This is a genomic window from Streptomyces sp. NPDC037271, assembly GCF_055603605.1.
Map to the genome: position 1 here is coordinate 55509 of NZ_JBVJVN010000019.1, position 18380 is coordinate 73888.

Here is an 18380-nt window from a genome sequence, read left to right on the forward strand (position 1 = left end):
TCCCTTTGCCTTCCCCCCCCCCCCCCCCCCCTCCCCCCCCCCCTCCCCCCCCCCCCCCCCCCCCCCCCCCCCCCCCAGCCCGCGGCGGAGTGAAGGAGCCCCGCGCGTGCACATCGTCACCTTCTCCTTCGAGTGCGGCGGCTTCGACAACCGGCTGATGCGCGGCGGGCTGTCCCCGCTCGTGTGGAACCTGTCCCGTGAGTACGCCGCACGCGGCCACCGCGTCTCGCTGGTCACACCCGCGCACGGTCACCTTCAGGCACTGCGGGAGCGGTTCGACGTCCGGGAGCTCGACTACCGCGACGAGCACACGGTGCCGCTGGTGCTCGACCCCAAGGTGTGGCCCGGCCGGCCCGCCGAGACCGGTCTCGCCCTCGACACCCGCGCCCACCTGTTACGCCTGGACGGCGTGGACGTCTATCTGCTGTCCGACGCCTTCCTGGACCTGCTGCCGGACCGGCTCTACCCGCCCCCGGCCCTCGAGGGCCGGGACCTGGCGTACCTCAAGCCGCTGGTCTTCCAGGTCGGCGGCCTGCGCTTCGTCCAGCGCCACCTGGCGGACGGCCCGGCGGTCGTGCACGGCTTCGAGCCCTACTACCACTACCTGCTGCCCGCGGTCCTCGCCGACGACGACCGGTACCGGACGGTGAGCACGGTCGCCGCGAACGCCCCCGTCACGCAGAAGGTGTACCGGCCGCAGGTGGAACGGCTGCTGGAGCTCTTCGGGGTCCGCGGACCGGACCTCGACGCCCTGGACGGGCCACCGCCCGCCGAGGACTCCCCCCTGGCCACCATGGCCCGGGCGCTGGCCGGCACCCGTATGCACGTCGAGTACGGGCCGGACCACGTGGGTGTGTTCCCGCTGATCGCCGACCGCGCGGATCTGATCGACTTCGTGTCCCCCGGTCAGCGCGACCACTACGTCACCTGGCAGGACACGCCGTTCGAAGCCCTGTTCCGGTCGCTGCCCGTGGCGCGGCGGCTGCGGGAACGGCCGGACCGGCTGCTGGCCGGCGGCTGCGGCATCGCGGACAGCTGGCTGGCGCGCGACCCGGAGGCCGTGGACCGGGCCGCGGTGCGCCGGTCGCTCGGTCTGACGGGCACCGGTCCGGTCTTCTACCACGCCGCCCGCTACGCGGTGCACCACAAGGGCCAGCTGGAGCTGATGCGGGCCGTGGAGGAGGTGCTGGCCGGAGATCCGGAGGTGGGTTTCGTGATCCGCTGCTCGACCGGGGGCGGCGGTGACGCGCCGGCGGCGGTCGCGAACGCCGCGTTCCAGCGGCTCGCCGACCGCTTTCCGGGACAACTCCGCCTGGAGTGGCGGCTCGCCGACGAGGACACGTTGTTCGAGCAGGCGGCGAGCGCCGACTTCTGCGTGTATCCGTCCAAGTTCGAACTGGACGGTTTCCTCATCGCCCAGGCCGAGGCGATGGCCTGCGGGGCGGTGCCGATCGCCACCGCCCAGCGGGTGACCTCCCACTTCGGGCACGGGCGGCCCCTCGACGACCCGGACGCGACGGGCTTCTCCGTGCCCGGTTCCTTCCGCGACGACGACCCGGGGCTGGCCCGGGCCCTCGCCGGGCGAATACGCGAGGCCGTGACGCTCTTCCGCACGGCACCCGGCACCTACGCCCGGCTCTCGGGCAACGCCCGGCGCCTGGGCCGCTCGTTCACCTGGGCCCACAGCGCGGACCTGCGTCTGGCCGCCTACGCATGTCTGCTGCGCGGCGAGCGCGCGCAGCCGCCGGCCGGCGAACTGGTCGAGCGGGGCTGGCTGGAGGCGCTGCCGCCCGCCGCCCACACCGAGCATCGCGAGCTGATCGCGCGGGCGGCGACGGAACGCGGTGACGCCACCGCCCTCGCCCGCGTTCTCGGGTGCGGCGTCGACGAACTCGGAGCGGACGACTGGGAGCGGTTGTTCACCTCGGCCCATCACCGGGGGGACTTCACCCGCTGTGCCGAACTGGCCCGGCGGGCGGGCCGACCGGACCTGTGGGCCCGGCAGGCGGACCGCTTCCGGCTCACCGCCGCTCCGGACGGCACGTGGCGCGTGCGGTACGCGCACGCCGAGGCGGAACGGGTCGAGCTGGTGGTCGAGGCATCCGCGACGACGGGCACGGCCCCCGGCCGGGCCCTGACGGCCGCCACCCCCACCGCACCCGCTGCCCAGGCCCCGAGCAGGGCCACCGCGTCCACGGCACCCGTGGTCACGGCTGTCGCGGACACGACTGCCGCCGGCACGGCCCGCTCGGACGTGGCTGCCCTGGACACGGACTCCGCGGACGTCCCCTCCACGGACGCAGCTGCCGCGGACACGACTGCCGCGGACGGTGAAGCGCGGGAAGCCGGCGCTCCGCGCCCCCCGCTGGAGTCGGTCACCGAGGTCCTCGCCTCCGACGAGCCGGCTCCCGCCCCCGGCGGTGCCGTGCTGCGGCCGCTCGCCGCCGGCGGCGACGGCGTGTTCACGGGGACACTGGACGGACCGCCCGTCGGAGATCACGCCGTCGCCCTGGTGACCCTGCGCTCCGGCCGGGTGGTCTGGGACACCGTGCCGACCCGCGCACCCGCGTTCCGGCTGGTGGCGACCGATCTCGACGGTACGCTGCTGCGCAGCGACCTGACCGTGTCGGCGCGCACCCGCCGGGCGCTGGAACGGGTCGCCGCCTCCGGCGCCCACCACCTGGTGGTCACCGGACGCCCCGCGGTGGCCTGCAGGCAGCTCCTGAACGCCCTCGGCTACCGAGGGCTGGCCGTCTGCGGCCAGGGCGCGCAACTGTACGACGCTGGTGCGGACCGCCTGCTGTCCTCGGTGTCCCTGGACCGTGATCTCGCCCGCGGCGTCGTCGCGAAGGTCGAGGCCGAACTGGGCCGGGTCGAGCTCGGCGTCGTCACCTCGCCGCCGGAGAGCCGGTTCAAGGTGACCCCCGGCTTCGGAGAACGGGTCCGCCACGGCTGGGACGTGACCACCGACCCGGGCCGGCTGTGGGCGGCGCCCATCGACAAGCTGATCCTGCACCACCCGCACGTCGACGAGGACCGGCTGGCCGCCGTCGCACAACGGCTGACGGACGGTGAGGTGACCGTCGTGCACTCGGTCAAGGGCATGGTGGAGGTCCTGCCCGCGGGCACCGACAAGGGCGCCGGTGTGGCCCGGGCCGCCGAACTGCTGGGCTTCACCGGCGCCGACACCGTCGCCTTCGGCGACATGCCCAACGACATCCCGCTGCTGGCCTGGGCCGCTCACGGCGTGGCGGTCGCCAATGCCCACCACGATCTGCGGGCCATGGCCGACGAGGTCGCCCCGGGCAACGACGAGGACGGGGTCGCCGCCGTCCTCGAACGCCTCTTCTCGCCGGAAGGGGGCCGTCCGTGACCCGCCCCACCGCGCCCGGCTCGTCCCTGCGGGACCTGGCCCGCGCGCACGGCGTGAGCACCGAGTACGTCACCGACCGCGGTGACCGCGTCACCGTCCCCGCGGACACCCTGGTCGCGGTCCTGGCCGCGTGCGGCGTGGACGCGAGCACCCCGGACGCCGCCCGGCGGGCCCTGGCCGCCCGGCGCGCGGCGGACGCGGACAGGCTGCTTCCGCCCTGCGTGGTCGTCCGTGCCGGATCGGCCGAGGGGCTGCGGCTGCCGCCCGGCGCCGAGGCCCGCGTCGCCCTGGAGGACGGTGGCGAGAAAGCTCCCGAGGACCCGCTGCCGCCGGGCGCGCACGTCCTGCACGCCGTGGCGGGCCGGCGGCGGGCGTCCGCTCCGCTGCTGTCGGTGCCCGAGCGCATCCCCGTGCCCGAGCGGCGCGGCTGGGGCTTCCTGGTCCAGCTGTACTCGGTGCTCTCCCGCAGGTCCTGGGGCATGGGCGACCTGGCCGACCTCGCGGAGCTGGCCTCCTGGTCCGGCCGCGCGCTGGGCGCCGGCTTCGTCCAGCTGGGGCCGCTGCACGCGGTGGAGCCGGGTCCGCTGCCCGATCCGTCGCCGTACCGGCCGAGTTCGCGGCGGTTCGCGGACCCGATGCACGTCCGGGTGGAGGAGGTGCCGGAGTACCGGTACCTGGACCGGGAGGCCCGCCGCGCGGTGGACTCCTGCGCCGCCCGGGCGCGGGCCCTCAACGAGCGCGTGCTGAGCGGTGGGACGCTGATCGACCGGGAGGTGGTGCGCGCCCTCAAGTTCGAGGCGCTGCGCCATGTGTACCGGGTGCCGGCCCCGCCCGGCCGCCGTGCGGCTCTGGAGGCGTTCACCGCCCGCGAGGGCGGGGACCTGACGGACTTCGCCACCTGGTCCGCGCTGGCCGAGGTGCACGGCGGCGCCTGGCGGTCCTGGCCCGAGGGGTTGCGCGACCCGCGGTCGCCGCGGGTGGCCGAGGCGCGCGAGGAACTGGCGGAAGCCGTCGCGTTCCACCGCTGGCTGGCGTGGATCACCGACGAGCAGCTCGCCGCCGCGCAGCGCGTGGCGAAGGACGCGGGCATGGACATCGGCCTGGTGCACGACCTGGCGGTGGGCGTCGCCCCCGAGGGGGCCGACGCCTGGACGCTGCAGCACTGCCTGGCCGGCGGGATGAGCGTCGGGGCCCCACCGGACGACTTCAATCCGCTCGGTCAGGACTGGGGCCAGCCGCCCTGGCGGCCGGACGCGCTGGCCGCCGAGGGGTACCGGCCGCTGGCCGGGCTGCTGCGCGCCGGCATGCGGCACGCGGGGGCCCTGCGGGTCGACCACGTCATGGGGCTGTTCCGGTTGTGGTGGGTGCCCGAGGGCCGGCCCCCGTCCGAGGGGACCTACGTCCGCTACGACGCCGAGGCCATGCTCGGCGTGCTGCTCCTGGAGGCCCACCGGGCCGGGGTGGCGGTGATCGGCGAGGACCTCGGCACGGTGGAGCGCGGTGTCCGCGAGGAGCTGGCCGCGCGCGGCGTGCTCGGCACGTCGGTGCAGCGCTTCGAGTACCTGGGCGGTTCCGAGGGACGGCACGGTCCGCTGCCGCCGCGGCGGTGGCGCAGGAACTGCCTGGCCACGCTGACCACCCACGACCTGCCGACGACCACCGCATGGCTGAGCGGCGAACACGTCGACCTGCGGGCCCGGCTGGGGCTGCTGACCCGCCCGGAACCGGAGGAGAAGGCGCAGGCGGCGGCCGAGCGGGACGGCTGGCTGGCGGAACTGCGCCGGCAGGGCCTGCTGCCCGACGCCGACGGCGAGCTGGTCGCCCTGCACCGTTTCCTGACCCGCACCCCGTCCACCCTGCTCGGGGTCTGGCTGCCGGACGCCACCGGCGACCGCAGGCCCCAGAACCTGCCCGGTACCGCTGACGTGCACCCCAACTGGAGGCTGCCGGTGGCGGACGGGCAGGGCCGGCCGGTGCCCTTGGAGGACCTGCCCGGCCATCCCCGTGTACAGGCCGTCGCCCGCGTGTTCGCCGATGGTGAACCGCACGGAACGAAGACCGAGGAGAGAGATGTCAGGCCAGGCCCTTGACCGGCTCGAGGGGGTCCGCGAGGACTCCGGAGGCTTCGACCTGCTGGCGCCGGACGGCACGCGCTACCGTGTGGACGTCACCGACGGGGTGTTCGATCCCCGCAACCCGCTCCTCGCGGGCTATGTGGCGGGACGGCGTGTGGTGGCCTTCGTCGGCCCCACGGTGGACCGTCTCTACGGCGACCGGCTGCGCGCCTACCTCGACGCCCGGCTGGAGCCGGGCAGCTGGAGCGTCCACACCATCGACAGCGGTGAACGGAACAAGACCCTCGCGTCGGTGGAGCGGGTGTGCGCCGTCGCCAAGGCGTCCGGCCTGGACCGGCACGGGGTGATGCTCGCCGTGGGCGGCGGGATCGTCGCGGACGTCGTGGGCTTCGCGGCCTCGATGTACGCCCGCGGCATCCGCTACATCAAGGTCAACACCACCCTGGTGGGACAGGTGGACGTGGGCGTCGGGGTGAAGACCGGCGTCAACGCCCTGGACTCCAAGAACATGTTCGGCGCCTACCACCCCGCGCACGCCTCGCTCAACGACCCGGCCCTGCTGGCCACCCTGCCGGCCCGGGAGATCCGCTGCGGCCTCGCGGAGATCGTGAAGATGGCCGTGATCCTCGACTCCGACCTCTTCCGGGCGCTGGAGGAGCACCCGGACGCCTTCCTGCGTTCCTCCGACGGCGCGCTGGAGACGTACGTGCTGCGCACCTCGATGCGGCTGATGATGGAGGAGCTCTGCCCCAACCTCCGCGAGCACGACCTCGCCCGGCTCGTCGACTTCGGGCACACCTTCAGCCCGGTGATCGAGACGGCCGGCGGCCACCGCCTGGAACACGGCGAGGCGGTCGCCGTCGACATGGCCCTGTCGGCACATGTGGCCCGGCTGCTGGGGCTCGTCGACGCAGAGAGCTGCGCGCGCGTGGTGACGCTGCTGCGCCGCATCGGCCTCCCCGTGTTCGACCCGGCCACCTGCACGCCGGAGCTGATGACGCAGGCCCTGCACGCCTCCTGGCAGCGACGGGGACGCAAGCTGCACCTCGTCGTGCCGACCGGCATCGGCAAGGCGGACTTCGTGGAGCGGCTGGAGGACCTGCCCGCCGACGTGCTGCGGGCCGCCCTGGACGCGCTGGCGCGCGACGGGGGCACGGAGTGACCGCCCGCGACGTGGTGAACCTCGACACGCTCCTGCGCGGCAAGGAGCACGACCACGGCGGGCTGGGCACGATCCTCGCGCACCGCCTGTTCGCCCGCGCCGAAGGCGGCGTGGGAGCGGAGTTCGTCGACATCGCCGTGCTGCCGCCCGGCACGTCCATAGGGCGCCATCGGCACGCCCTGGACCGTGAGACGTACGTCGTGCTCAGCGGCAGCGGGCTGATGTACCGGGACGGAGCCGAGTTCCGCGTCGGCGCCGGGGACGTCGTCGTCAACCGCCCGTACGGCGAGCACGGCCTCGTCAACGACTCGGCCGCCGATCTGTGGCTTCTGGTCTTCGAGGAGGAGCTCCGTGACCATCCCGCGGTCTGACCGTCTCTCCGCCGGTCCGGCGCACCGCGCGGACTCCTGGCGGCCCCACGACGTCTTCACCGTGCTCGACGTGGGAGGCACGACGCTGCGGACCGGGAGCTACGACCCGGTGACGGCGGCCGTCTCCCGCGTGCGCCGGGTGCCGGTCGAGGGCATGGCCCGTCATCCGGAGGACTCGGTGGCCGGTCTGCAGCGCCGCGTCGTGGACCAGATCGTCCACGAGGTCGGCCGGCACACCGCGGGGACGGCGCCGCGCGCCGTCGGCGTGGCCTTCGCCGGGCCGATCTCCGCCGGCGGTCTGGTGCTGGCCGCTCCCACGGTGTGGGGGCGGCGCGGTGACCCGCTGCCGCTGGGGCAGCTCCTGACGGAGCGGACCGGCGTACCGGTCGTGGTGGTCAACGACCTGACCGCCGCCGCCTGGCGCTACGCGGCGACCGAGACCGAGCCGTTCTGTCTGATCACCGTCAGTTCCGGCATCGGCAACAAGGTCTTCCGGGGCGGGGAGGTGCTGCTGGACGCGGACGGGCACGGGGGCGAACTCGGGCACTGGGTGTGCGATCCGTCCCCAGGGGCGCCGCTGTGCGACTGCGGTGCGCGCGGCCATCTCGGTGCCGTCGCCTCCGGGCGGGGGGTGCTCGCCGCCGTCCGCCGTGCGGCGGACGCCGACCCGGCCGGTTTCGCCCGGTCCCGGCTGGCCGCGCGCTGCGGCGGCCGCGTGCCCGGCATCGACAACCCGGCCGTCGCGGCCGCGGTGCGGGAGGGCGACGAGTTCACCACGCAGGTGCTGCGCGGCACCCTCACGCATCTCGCGCAGGCGATCGGGGCCGTCTTCACCTCCGTCGGGGTGTGCCGGTACATCGTGATGGGCGGCTTCGCACTGGCGGTCGGCGAACGCTACCGGGAGCTGCTGGTGGGCGAGTTGGTGAGACTGGGGTGTTTCGGTCTGGACGCGGACGCGGTCGACGCCATGGTGTCGCTCGGCGAACCGGACGACGACCACGGCCTGATCGGTGCCGGCAGACTGCTGGCCGACCGGATGTCCCGGCCGTCCCCGGCGGGTGCCCGGTGAGCGCCGGGGGCGCCCTCGTCGTCGGCAGCGGTTTCGTCGGCATGGGCATCGCGCGCCGGCTGGCGGCGGCCGGTGAGCCGGTCACCGTCACCTCGCGTCACCGCCCGGAGCACCTTCCGGACCTCCCGGGGTTCCGGTGGCACGCCCTGGACGCCACCGATTCCGCGGCGTGCGGCCGGCTCGTGGCCCGGCTGGACCCGCGGCGCATCGTCCTCGTGCACGGCCCGTCCGACGTCACGTGGTGCGAGGAGCACCCGGACCTGGCCGTCGCGGCGCACACCGCCGCGGCCGCCCACTTCGCCGCGCTGGCCGGGGACGCGAGGCTGCTGATGATCTCCACCGACAACGTCTTCGACGGATCCCGGCCCGACAACCCCGAGGACGCCCCGGTCTCCCCGGCCAACGCCTACGGCCGCGCGAAACTGCAGGCGGAACGGACCGTGCTCGACGCGGCGGCGGACGCGGTGGTGCTGCGGGTCAGCCTGGTCTACGGGCACGAGCCCGCGGACGCCGGCAAATGGCTCAACTTCTTCGCCGCGTGCGCGCACCGGCTGCGGCGCGGCGAGCAGGTCAGGGTGCCGCGGGACCAGTGGACGACCCCGGTGCTGGTGGACGACGTCGCGGAGGTGACGGCGGCTCTGCTGGGCGACGGCGCGCCCCTGCCGCCGGTCCTCCATCTGGGCGGGCCGGACCGCGTGAGCCGTGCCGCCTGGGCCTCGGTCGTCGCCGAGACGCTGGGGGCGCCCGCGCACCTGGTCGTGCCGGTGCCGCGGGCGGCCACGCGGTACGCCTCCCGGCCGGAGAACGCGTGCCTGACCGGCTCCCGTCTCGCCCGGTTGCCGGCCACCGGGGTGATCACCGTCCGGGGCGTGCGGGAGGGCGCCCGGTACCTGGCCCCGGCGTTCACGACGGCACGCTGAACACCCCGCCCGGCGCCGCGGGTGACCGCACGTCCGACAACGTGCCGGGACACCCGGCCCGCGCGCGGCCCCCGCACACCGTGCGGCCGCGCGCGTCACCCCGCCCGGGCGGCGGACCGCCGCCGCCCGGCTCGCACGACCGCCGCCGTCCGGTGGCGAGATGGTGGAGCAGACGTATGTCACGTACAGGATCGGTGAAGAGCTACGACGTCGTCGTACTCGGCGGAGGTGTGGCCGGGTGCGTACTCGCCGCCCGGCTGAGCGAGGACCCGGACCGGTCGGTCTGTCTGGTCGAGGCCGGCCGGGACTACGGGCCGCAGGGCGACGGATGGCCGCGCACAGTGCTCGACGCGCGGCGCCTGCCGCGCGACCACGTGTGGGAGCGGCACGCGGCCGCGCACCGCATCCGGGCCCGGATCATCGGCGGCTCCTCGTGCGTCAACGGGTGCTGGAACACCTGGGGCGCCCACGCGGACCACACGGACTGGGAACGGGCGGGGGGCGAGCGGTGGTCGGCGCGGGCCATGGAACCCTTCCGCCGGGCCGCGGTGGACCATATGGGGCTGCGGCCGGTTCCGGAGAGCGAGTTCTCCGTCTGGAGCAGCGCAGCACTCGATGCGGCCGGCGAACTCGGTTACCCGCCGGTCGACATGGGCACCTCGGGCGCCCCCGGTTACGGCACTCCGCTCATCAACTCCTTCGACGGTCTGCGCTGGAACGCGGCGTTCGCCTACCTCGACCCGGTGCGGGAGCGCCCGAATCTGACGATCGTCGACGCGGCCCTCGTCGACCGGCTGCACGTGGTGCGCGGCCGGGTGCGGGGCGCCGACATCGTCCGCGGCGGGGAGCGGACCACCCTGGCCGCCGACGACTACATCGTCGCGTGCGGGACGTACGGGTCTCCCGCCGTGCTCCTGCGCAGTGGCCTCGGGCCGGCGGACCACCTGCGGGAACACGGCATCCGGCCCGAGGTCGAGCTGCGCGGCGTCGGAGCCAACCTGTCGGAGCAGCCGGGTGTGTTCGTACCGCTGGCACCCACCGAGGCACTCGAGGCCGCGCTGGCCGGCAAGGAGGCGGCGGGCGACCTCTACGTCAGCCGCATGCTGGTCAGGGCCGCCGGCGACCGGTGCCCGCCCGGCTCCTGGGACCTGCACATCCTCCCCGTGGCGGGCCCTCCGCTCTTCGGCAGCCTGCCGCCGGGCCGGTACGAGGCGGGTATCTCCTCCTTCCTCATGAAACCGGCCTCCCGGGGCCGGGTCGCCCTGCGCTCGGCAGACCCCACCGAGGCTCTCGACATCCGACCCGGGTTCTTCTCGGACCCGGAGGGCCACGACCTGGCCGTGGTCCGGTGGGGGCTCGGCCTCGTCGCCGGGATGGCGGCGACGGCCGCGCTCGGGAAGCTGGTCCAGCCGCTCGGCAGCCGCCCCGCCGCTCTCACCGACGAGGAGATCAGGGCCCGCACGGGCACCTACTGGCACCCGGTGGGGACCTGCGCCATGGGGCCCGCGGACGATCCGTACGCCGTGGTCGACGGGACGGGCCGGGTGCACGGGTTGTCCAACCTGCGGGTCGCCGACGCCTCCGTGCTTCCGACGGTGCCGGCGGCCAACACCCAGTTGCCGGTCCTCGCCGTAGCCGAACTCCTGGCGGACGCGATACGGGCCGAGGCGGGCGGGCGCTGAGACGACGCGGCACCACGACGACAGCGGACGGCACCCGGCCGAGACGTCCCCGCGCCGAGGTGCGCCGGCCGCGCGGATCGGGGCCGCCCGCGACGAACGACAGGCCCACGGGACCGGGGCGTCCCGGCCCGGGCCGACCCCACGAGAGGACGATGGCACATGACGACCCCGCACACGGACGTACGCGATGTCCGGCTGCTGTACGGCTGCATGGGACTGGGAGGGGGCTGGGACCGGCAGCGGTGGACGGCGGCGGATCTCGGCCACGCCGAAGCGGCCGTCGAGGCCGCGCTGGAGGCGGGCATCACGGCGTTCGACCACGCCGACATCTACCGACACGGCAAGTCGGAGGAGGTCTTCGGGGAGATCCTGGCGCGGTCCTCCGGGCTGCGTGAGCGCATCCTCGTGCAGACCAAGTGCGGCATCACCCTGCCGGACGGAGACCGCGTGGGCTCCTACGACCTGAGCGGGCGCACGATCCTCCGGCGAGTCGAGGAGAGTCTCACGCGGCTGCGCACCGACGTCATCGACGTCCTGCTCCTGCACCGGCCCGACCCCCTGGCCCGCCCCGAGCAGATCGCTGAGGCCTTCCGCACCCTGCACGGGCAGGGGATGGTGCGGCAGTTCGGGGTGTCCAACATGAGCGCCGCGCAGATCGCCTTCCTGCAGAAACACCTGGATGTGCCGCTGACGGTCGACCAGTTGGAGATGAGCCTGGCCCGGCACGAGTGGGTGGAGTCGGGCGTCCTGCTGAACATCCCGGGCGGGGCGGCGGGCGGTTTCCCGCACGGGACCGTGGAGCACTGCGTGACCCACGGCATCCAGGTGCAGGCCTGGGGGGCGCTGGCGCGGGGCCGCTTCACGAGCGGGGCGGACTCCCCGGCCGCCCGGCTGGTCGCGGACCTGGCGCTCCGCAAGGGGACGACCCCCGAAACCGTCCTGCTGTGGTGGCTCCAGCGCCATCCGGCCGCTGTCGTCCCGGTCGTGGGCACCACCCGGCCCGGGCGCATTCTGGCCTGCCGTGACGCTGTGCACCGGGCGCCCGACCTGTCCCATGAGGAGTGGTACGAGCTGTGGGTCGCCGCGCGGGGCGCGCCGCTGCCCTGAGAGGCGCCCGCCGGCGGATGGCGGTGAGCGGCCCGGGCAGCGAAAGAGTGCCCGCACTCTTTACGCGCTTGTCATGCGCGAGTAACCTCCGGATGCCTGCAAGGTGTTGCTGCAAGTTTCCGACAGGCGGCGCATCGCGGGCACGGACGCAGGAGGCCTCGAGGCGCGTCAAGGTCTCCGCCGGCGTCCGCACGGCAGCTGGCCCTCCCTCACCGCATCCTGGAGACGCGCATGAGACGCCGCCGCTCCCTCACCCGCCCCTGGGCGGCCGGAGCTCTCGCCGCAGGCACCCTCGTCCTGCCCCTGACCACTCCCACCACGTCCGAGGCCGCCGCAGCGCCGGCCTCCCCGACCGCCGCCTCGGCCACCGTCTTCTACTACACGAAGACGAAGAACTGGACGGACCACTACCTCCACTACGCCCCCGACGGCGGAAGCTGGACGACCGCCCCCGGCACGCGCATGGAAGCCGCCTGCACGGACTGGGTGAAGCTCACCGTCGGCCTGGGATCCGCCGCCGGACTGAAGGCCACCTTCAACAACGGCAAGAGTGTCTGGGACAACAACGGCGGCCAGGACTACGCCCTGGGCACCGGGAACATCACGGTCAAGGACGGCGTGGTGGCGCACAGCGACCCCTGCGCCGGGACCGGAGGACCCGGCAACGAGGCGACCGTCTACTACTCGACCCAGACCCTCGGCTGGACCACCGCCAACCTGCACTACCAGCCCGCCGGCGGCTCCTGGACCGCCGTGCCCGGCGTGGGCTTGGAGGCCGCCTGCGCCGGCTGGTGGAAGCGGACGGTCGGCCTGGGCTCCGCGACCTCGTTGAAAGCGGCCTTCAACAACGGCAACGGGGTCTGGGACAACAACAACGGCTCGGACTACACCCTGGTCTCCGGGACCAGCACGGTGAAGAACAACACCGTCACCGCGAACGCGAAGGACCCGTGCGCCGCCGAGGAACCCGACACCGAGGCGCCCACCGCCCCGTCCGGTGTCAGGGCGGGCGCGACCGACACCTCCGTGGTCCTGTCCTGGAACGCCGCCACCGACGACACCGGCGTGACCAGGTACCAGGTCACCCGCACCGGCGGCACCGAGGGCACCACGGTCACCGACGTGACCTCCACCGTGCTCTCCGACACCGGCCTGGAGGAGAACACCACCTACACCTACACGGTCAAGGCCGTGGACGCGGCCGGCAACGCCTCGGCCGCCTCCGCCCCGGCCTCGGCCACCACCGGGAAGAAGCCGCCGGCGCCCCCCACGGGCGCACCGCTGGGGACGGACCCGCGCAAGGACCCGATCTACTTCGTCATGACCGCCCGCTTCAACGACGGCGACAGCTCCAACAACCGCGGCGGCAGCCAGCACGTGAAGTCGGGCAACGCCGCCAACGACGACCCCATGTTCCGCGGCGACTTCAAGGGCCTGGTCGAGCGGCTCGACTACATCAAGGCGCTCGGTTTCTCCGCCGTGTGGATCACCCCGGTCGTCCTCAACCGCTCGGACTACGACTTCCACGGTTACCACGGCTACGACTTCTACAAGGTCGACGCCCGGCTGGAGTCGGCCGGCGCGACCTACCAGGACCTGATCAACGCGGCCCACGCCAAGGGCATGAAGATCTACCAGGACGTCGTCTACAACCACAGCTCCCGCTGGGGCGCCAAGGGACTGTTCACGCCGACCGTGTACGGCGTGCGGGACAACCAGTGGAGCTGGCTCTACGACGAGAAGAACGCGGGCTTCGAGTACGACGGTCTGACCGTCGAGACCAAGTCCGGCAAGTCGTACTACAACGGCGACCTCTGGTCGACCACCGAACCGACCGGCAACACCTGCCTGAACTGGGGCAAACCCACCGGGGCCAAGAGCCCCGAGGGTTACACGATCTACAACTGCCAGTGGCCGAACCCCACATCGGGCATGTTCCCCAAGGCGTACTACCACAACTGCTGGATCGGCAACTGGGAGGGCGAGGACTCCCGCTCCTGCTGGCTGCACGACGACCTCGCCGACTTCGACACCGAGTCGGCACCCGTGCAGAACTACCTGATCGGCGCCTACAACAAGTACATCGACATGGGTGTCGACGGCTTCCGCGTCGACACGGCCGTCCACATCCCCCGCGTCACCTGGAACCGCCACTTCCTGCCGGCCATCCAGGAGCGCGTCACCCAGAAGTTCGGGGCCGAGGCCGCGAAGAACTTCTTCGTCTTCGCCGAGGTCGCCGCCTTCGTCAACGACAAGTGGAACCGGGGCTCGGTCAACCACTCGGCGCAGTTCTACACCTGGAAGGAGCGCAAGGAGTACAGCGCCGACGACGGGAAGGCGGCGCTCGAACAGTACGATTACGAGAACGGCCAGGGCACGGGCAACCAGCCGACCTCGAACAACGCCTTCCTGAACGGCAACACCTACCACGCGCCCGACCACAGCAAGTTCTCCGGCATGAACATCATCGACATGCGCATGCACATGAACTTCGGTGACGCGTACAACGCCTTCGGTAACGGCAAGGACTCCGACGACAGCGTCAACGACGCCACCTACAACGTCGTCTACGTCGACAGCCACGACTACGGACCCAACAAGAGCAACGAACGCTACACGGGCGGCACCGACGCCTGGGCCGAGAACATGTCCCTGATGTGGACCTTCCGCGGCATCCCCACCCTCTACTACGGCTCGGAGATCGAGTTTCAGAAGGGCAAGAAGATCGACTGCGGCCCTACCTGCCCCCTCGCCACGACGGGACGCGCCTACTACGGCGACCACCTGGCCGGCTCTGTCACGGCCTCCGGCTTCGGCACGGTGGAGTCCGCGAGCGGCAAGGTCGCCACCACCCTGGACCAACCGCTGGTGAAGCACCTGCAGCGACTGAACCAGATCCGCCGGGCCGTCCCGGCCCTCCAAATGGGTCAGTACTCCACGGAGGGCATCTCCGGCGGCATGGCCTTCAAGCGCCGGTACACCGACGGCGTCACCGACAGCTTCGCGCTCGTCACCGTGTCCGGCTCCGCCATGTACACGGGGATCCCCAACGGCACCTACCGGGACGCCGTCACCGGTGACACCCGCATCGTCTCCGACGGCAGGCTCACCGTCGGGGCGCCCGGTAAGGCCAACCTCCGCGTCTACGTCCTCAACGGCACCGGGAAGATCGGGAAGGACGGCCCCTACCTGAAGTAGCAACATCCCGCTCACGCCGACGGATCACCGGGCGGAGCCGCCCCGACCACCGGGCCGGAGAAGTGAACGCGTCGTTGCAGAGGTGCCCACCGCGACCCGGCGGCGGGCTCCTCGCCCCCCCATCGTCCATCAGCACCACGGACGCGCGCACGGTTCCGGCCGCGCGTTCCGCCCAACACGGAACGCGCGGCCGGAACCGTGCTGACCCGACAGCGGGACGACCTCGAACCACCCCGCACGCCACCGGCAACGCCCTGCCCCCGCTTCCCAGACCGGACGAGATCGTCGGTGGTGAGCGGCTCCGGATGCCCATCGGGCGCTCCAATACAAGTACAGCGGGCATGCAGGCAAGCCGCAGCTGCGCCCGTGGCGGGCGCATTGCGGGCAGCACCTTACTTCCCAAGCGCTCCGCAACCGACTCTAACCACGCTCCCCCCCCACAGCGGTGAACCCCTCCCGCCGTCAGCCACCCCAGCCTGTAGACGCAGGTGAGCGGCCGCGCTCGTCCTCGGTACCGCCCGCTCGAAACCTGGTCTGCGAACTGCCCAACCTCCAGGATGTCGCTCGTGCTGTGACCGCATAGGTTCACCGGGTTGGCGGTCGTGGCGGTTGGATGTGCGGTGACGTCCGATCCGACCGTTGGAGGCGGGGTGACCGAGCCTGGCCGTGTGCGCAGACTGACCGAGCAGGAGGAGCAGAAGCTGCAGCAGATCGTGCGCCGCGGCGGCACCAACTCGGTGCGCTACCGGCGCGCGATGATGCTGGCCTCCGCCGGCGGCAACCGGGTGCCGGTGATTGCCCAGCTGGTGCAGGCCGACGAGGACACCGTCCGGGATGTGATGCACCGGTTCGACGAGATCGGCCTGGCCTGCCTGGACCCTCGGTGGGCGGGAGGCCGTCCCGCCTGCTCGACCGTGACGACGAGGATTTCGCCTTGGTCACCGGCCCATGAGCCGAATCCCACGAGTTGTCCCTGCGGAGCCACGTGAGCTGGCGAACGGAGCAATCGAAGCAGTCTGGCTGTCACCAGCAAGGCATTCGACTTGTCACAGGCGCTCATTCAGCTACCCGGCGAGATTGCGGAACAGACCCTCGAGGTCCTGTTCGCCGTCCCGGGTCTGGGCACCGTTGGCCAGCCCGGCGCTCATGAGCTGTGCTGTGGCGGAGCGGAATACGAGCCCAGCCCAGGCGTCGTTCTCCTGTGCCAGGCCAGCAGAATGATCGTGGGGGATGATGGCGCGCTTGGCTGCCGCGACGACGTCGTCGGGCAGCGCGGCGATGTTACCGGCGAGGCGGTCGACGAACTCGTCGAGCTGGTCGGCGGGGACGGCTCGGTTGACCCAGCCGTACCGCTCGGCGGTCTCGGCGTCCATCAGGTCGGCGCCGAGCACGATCTCCAAGGCACGGTTACGGCCGACGCGCTCGGTAAGGTACTGCGTGGCGCCGCCACCGGGGACGATGCCCATGAGGGCTTCGACCTGGCCGAGCCCGGCCTTGCCGATCGCCGCGAACGCCATGTCCGCGGCCACGACGAACTCGGCTCCGCCGCCGCGCGCCTTACCTGCGAGCTTGACGATGGTCACCTGAGGCTGGCGGCGCAGTTGCTCCCCGACGGCCTGGAAGACGTTGACGCCGTCCGGCAGGTCGGCCATGAGTCCGGCGAGGGCGTCCGGGGTGGCGGTCATGTCGACGTGGGCGAGGAAGAAGTCCGGGTCCGCGCTGTCGAACACGATCACGCGTACGCTGTCGTCGCCGGCCAGCGTGGTAAGCAGGCGCCGCACATCGGCCATGACTGCGACGCTGAGGACGTTGACCGGCGGGTTGTCGATCGTGACGTGCGCGACTCCGTCCTTCTGGCTGACCCGCAAGGTTCGGTAGGCGTCGTGGCCCATGGCTTTTCTCCTAGGTATCTGGCAGGACCCTGGTTCCTGTTGTATACCTACTGTGAAACTGTCTCTGACCTGCGTCAATAACGCACTTCAGGCATCCCAGGGATCGTGGAGGACACCGCCATGGCGACTTCTGAGGCCGTATACCGGGCCATCGCCGAGCACGACATCGTGTTTCGGTCCGACTGTCCGAGCCGGCCGATCCTCGATCAGATCGCCGACAAGTGGTCGATGATGGTCATGGCGGTCCTGGTCGAACCACGCCGATTCAACGAGATCAAGCGCCGCCTCGACGGCATCACGCAACGCGTCCTCACGCAGACCTTGCGCCGACTCGAACGCAACGGCATGATCGAACGCCGCGTGCTGCCGACCTCGCCCGTGGGTGTCGAATACTCGCTGACCTCCCTCGGCGAATCCCTGCGCGAGCCGTTCGCCCACCTCTACGACTGGACCGTCGCGAACGCCTCCGAGATCCAAGCGCGCCAGCGCGACTACGACCAGCGAGCCCCGCGCTGACACCACGACCACGAAGCCGAGCCGGAGCGAGCGGCACCCTTCCCGGCCCGGTGACCTGTACCGTCCGCCGACCACGACCGGCGACTCAAACTCATGCGGAGAGTCGTGACGGTTACTAGCTCTGACAAAAGTTGCTGATCATGAGACTGTTGGCCTGCTGTCTCGTACGTCTTGTCATGGGAAACCGTCAGTCGCGGCCGTGGATCGTGTCGGATGAACTGTGGTCGCTGGTCGAGCCGTTGCTGCCGAAGCCCGGGCCGAAGAAGGTCGAGGGCAGACCGCGGGTGCCGGACCGCCAGGCCCTGTGCGGGATCCTCTTCGTCCTGCACACCGGCATCCAGTGGGAGTACCTGCCGCAGGAACTCGGCTTCGGCTCGGGCATGACCTGCTGGCGGCGCCTTGCGGCCTGCCAGTGCACGACGATCTCGTCCGTCGTGACTTCACCGCGGCCGGCCCGAACCGGCTCTGGCTCGCCTACATCACCGAACGCGCCACCGACAACGGCAAGCTGTATCGGCAACGGCAAGCTGTATCTCTGCGCGATCGAGGTCGCGGACGGTGCCGCGGTCGGCGAGGGCACGGACCTTGGTGCCGATCACGTCGTCGAGGGAAAGAACGGGGCCGTAGGGGGTCTGGGCGGGCGGGGCCCAGAACGCCTCCTTGAGGACGTCGACCTCGCACTCCTCGCCGGTGTCCGAATCGACGACGAGGAACCGGCCGCTGAGCGGATCGGTCTGGACGTGCGTGGTCCGCCATCCGCGCCCACTGAGGCCTGCTGTGAGTGAGGCGACGATCTCCTGCATCGGAGCGGGATTCTCGGTGGCGACGTCGAGGTCACGGCTGAATCGTTCGACCAGGCCGTGGGCCTGCACGGCGCATCCGCCGGTGAGGACCAGAGGATAGGGGGAGCCGAGGTCGAGGATGTCGGCGAGGAGACGCTCGTGGAGCGGAGTGAGCTTCACGCGGCGGTCGTGTCGGCCGGAGCGGTGCGGAGCAGCTCGGGGAAGGCATCCTC

Annotated in this window: 11 protein-coding genes and 3 pseudogenes; 12 read left to right on the forward strand and 2 right to left on the reverse strand. The window is 72.3% G+C overall.

Annotated features, from left to right (window positions below; genetic code table 11):
* The first annotated feature begins 106 nt into the window (after positions 1-106).
* The 10 genes and pseudogenes from ACZ7G3_RS26475 to ACZ7G3_RS26520 all read left to right on the forward strand — a co-directional run.
* Positions 107-3373: an HAD-IIB family hydrolase gene (locus ACZ7G3_RS26475; protein ID WP_470928512.1), complete on the forward strand. Its 3267-nt coding sequence runs from the start codon at positions 107-109 to the stop codon at positions 3371-3373.
* Positions 3370-5463: a 4-alpha-glucanotransferase gene (gene malQ / locus ACZ7G3_RS26480; protein WP_470928513.1), complete on the forward strand. Its 2094-nt coding sequence runs from the start codon at positions 3370-3372 to the stop codon at positions 5461-5463. The genes ACZ7G3_RS26475 and malQ overlap by 4 nt, the downstream gene beginning before the upstream one ends.
* Complete coding sequence (locus ACZ7G3_RS26485) at positions 5444-6610, forward strand: sedoheptulose 7-phosphate cyclase (protein ID WP_470928514.1); 1167 nt, start codon at positions 5444-5446, stop codon at positions 6608-6610. The genes malQ and ACZ7G3_RS26485 overlap by 20 nt, the downstream gene beginning before the upstream one ends.
* Positions 6607-6981, forward strand: a complete 375-nt coding sequence (locus tag ACZ7G3_RS26490) for a cupin domain-containing protein (RefSeq protein ID WP_077796411.1) — start codon at positions 6607-6609, stop codon at positions 6979-6981. Before ACZ7G3_RS26485 ends, ACZ7G3_RS26490 begins: the two co-directional genes overlap by 4 nt.
* The gene (locus tag ACZ7G3_RS26495; RefSeq protein WP_253195385.1) at positions 6962-8050 is read left to right on the forward strand and encodes an ROK family protein; all 1089 of its coding nucleotides are present in this window, start codon (positions 6962-6964) and stop codon (positions 8048-8050) included. The genes ACZ7G3_RS26490 and ACZ7G3_RS26495 overlap by 20 nt, the downstream gene beginning before the upstream one ends.
* Positions 8047-8970 (forward strand): SDR family oxidoreductase, encoded by a 924-nt coding sequence (locus ACZ7G3_RS26500; protein ID WP_470928515.1) that lies wholly within the window; start codon positions 8047-8049, stop codon positions 8968-8970. The genes ACZ7G3_RS26495 and ACZ7G3_RS26500 overlap by 4 nt, the downstream gene beginning before the upstream one ends.
* Positions 8971-9146: 176 nt before the next feature.
* On the forward strand, positions 9147-10652 hold the full coding sequence (locus ACZ7G3_RS26505) for a GMC family oxidoreductase (RefSeq protein WP_470928516.1): 1506 nt from the start codon (positions 9147-9149) through the stop codon (positions 10650-10652).
* Positions 10653-10811: 159 nt separating this feature from the next.
* On the forward strand, positions 10812-11759 hold the full coding sequence (locus ACZ7G3_RS26510) for an aldo/keto reductase (RefSeq protein WP_398791378.1): 948 nt from the start codon (positions 10812-10814) through the stop codon (positions 11757-11759).
* 231 nt (positions 11760-11990) lie between these two features.
* Positions 11991-14957, forward strand: coding sequence for a carbohydrate binding domain-containing protein (locus ACZ7G3_RS26515; RefSeq protein WP_470928517.1), 2967 nt, complete (start codon positions 11991-11993; stop codon positions 14955-14957).
* Between the two features lie 650 nt (positions 14958-15607).
* Positions 15608-15900: pseudogene (locus ACZ7G3_RS26520) on the forward strand (helix-turn-helix domain-containing protein); the annotation flags it as partial.
* Between the two features lie 121 nt (positions 15901-16021).
* On the opposite strand, the gene ACZ7G3_RS26525 reads toward ACZ7G3_RS26520, so the two are convergent.
* The gene (locus ACZ7G3_RS26525) at positions 16022-16849 is read right to left on the reverse strand and encodes an enoyl-CoA hydratase/isomerase family protein (RefSeq protein WP_470928518.1); all 828 of its coding nucleotides are present in this window, start codon (positions 16847-16849) and stop codon (positions 16022-16024) included.
* 120 nt (positions 16850-16969) lie between these two features.
* On the opposite strand from ACZ7G3_RS26525, the gene ACZ7G3_RS26530 reads away from it, so the two are divergent.
* Together ACZ7G3_RS26530 and ACZ7G3_RS26535 are read left to right on the forward strand one after the other, a co-directional pair.
* Positions 16970-17365, forward strand: coding sequence for a winged helix-turn-helix transcriptional regulator (locus ACZ7G3_RS26530; RefSeq protein WP_470928519.1), 396 nt, complete (start codon positions 16970-16972; stop codon positions 17363-17365).
* 176 nt (positions 17366-17541) lie between these two features.
* Positions 17542-17766: pseudogene (locus tag ACZ7G3_RS26535) on the forward strand (transposase); the annotation flags it as partial.
* A gap of 144 nt (positions 17767-17910) precedes the next feature.
* Here ACZ7G3_RS26535 and ACZ7G3_RS26540 read toward each other — a convergent pair.
* A pseudogene (locus ACZ7G3_RS26540) lies at positions 17911-18327 on the reverse strand (nucleotidyl transferase AbiEii/AbiGii toxin family protein); the annotation flags it as partial.
* Positions 18328-18380 lie beyond the last annotated feature (53 nt).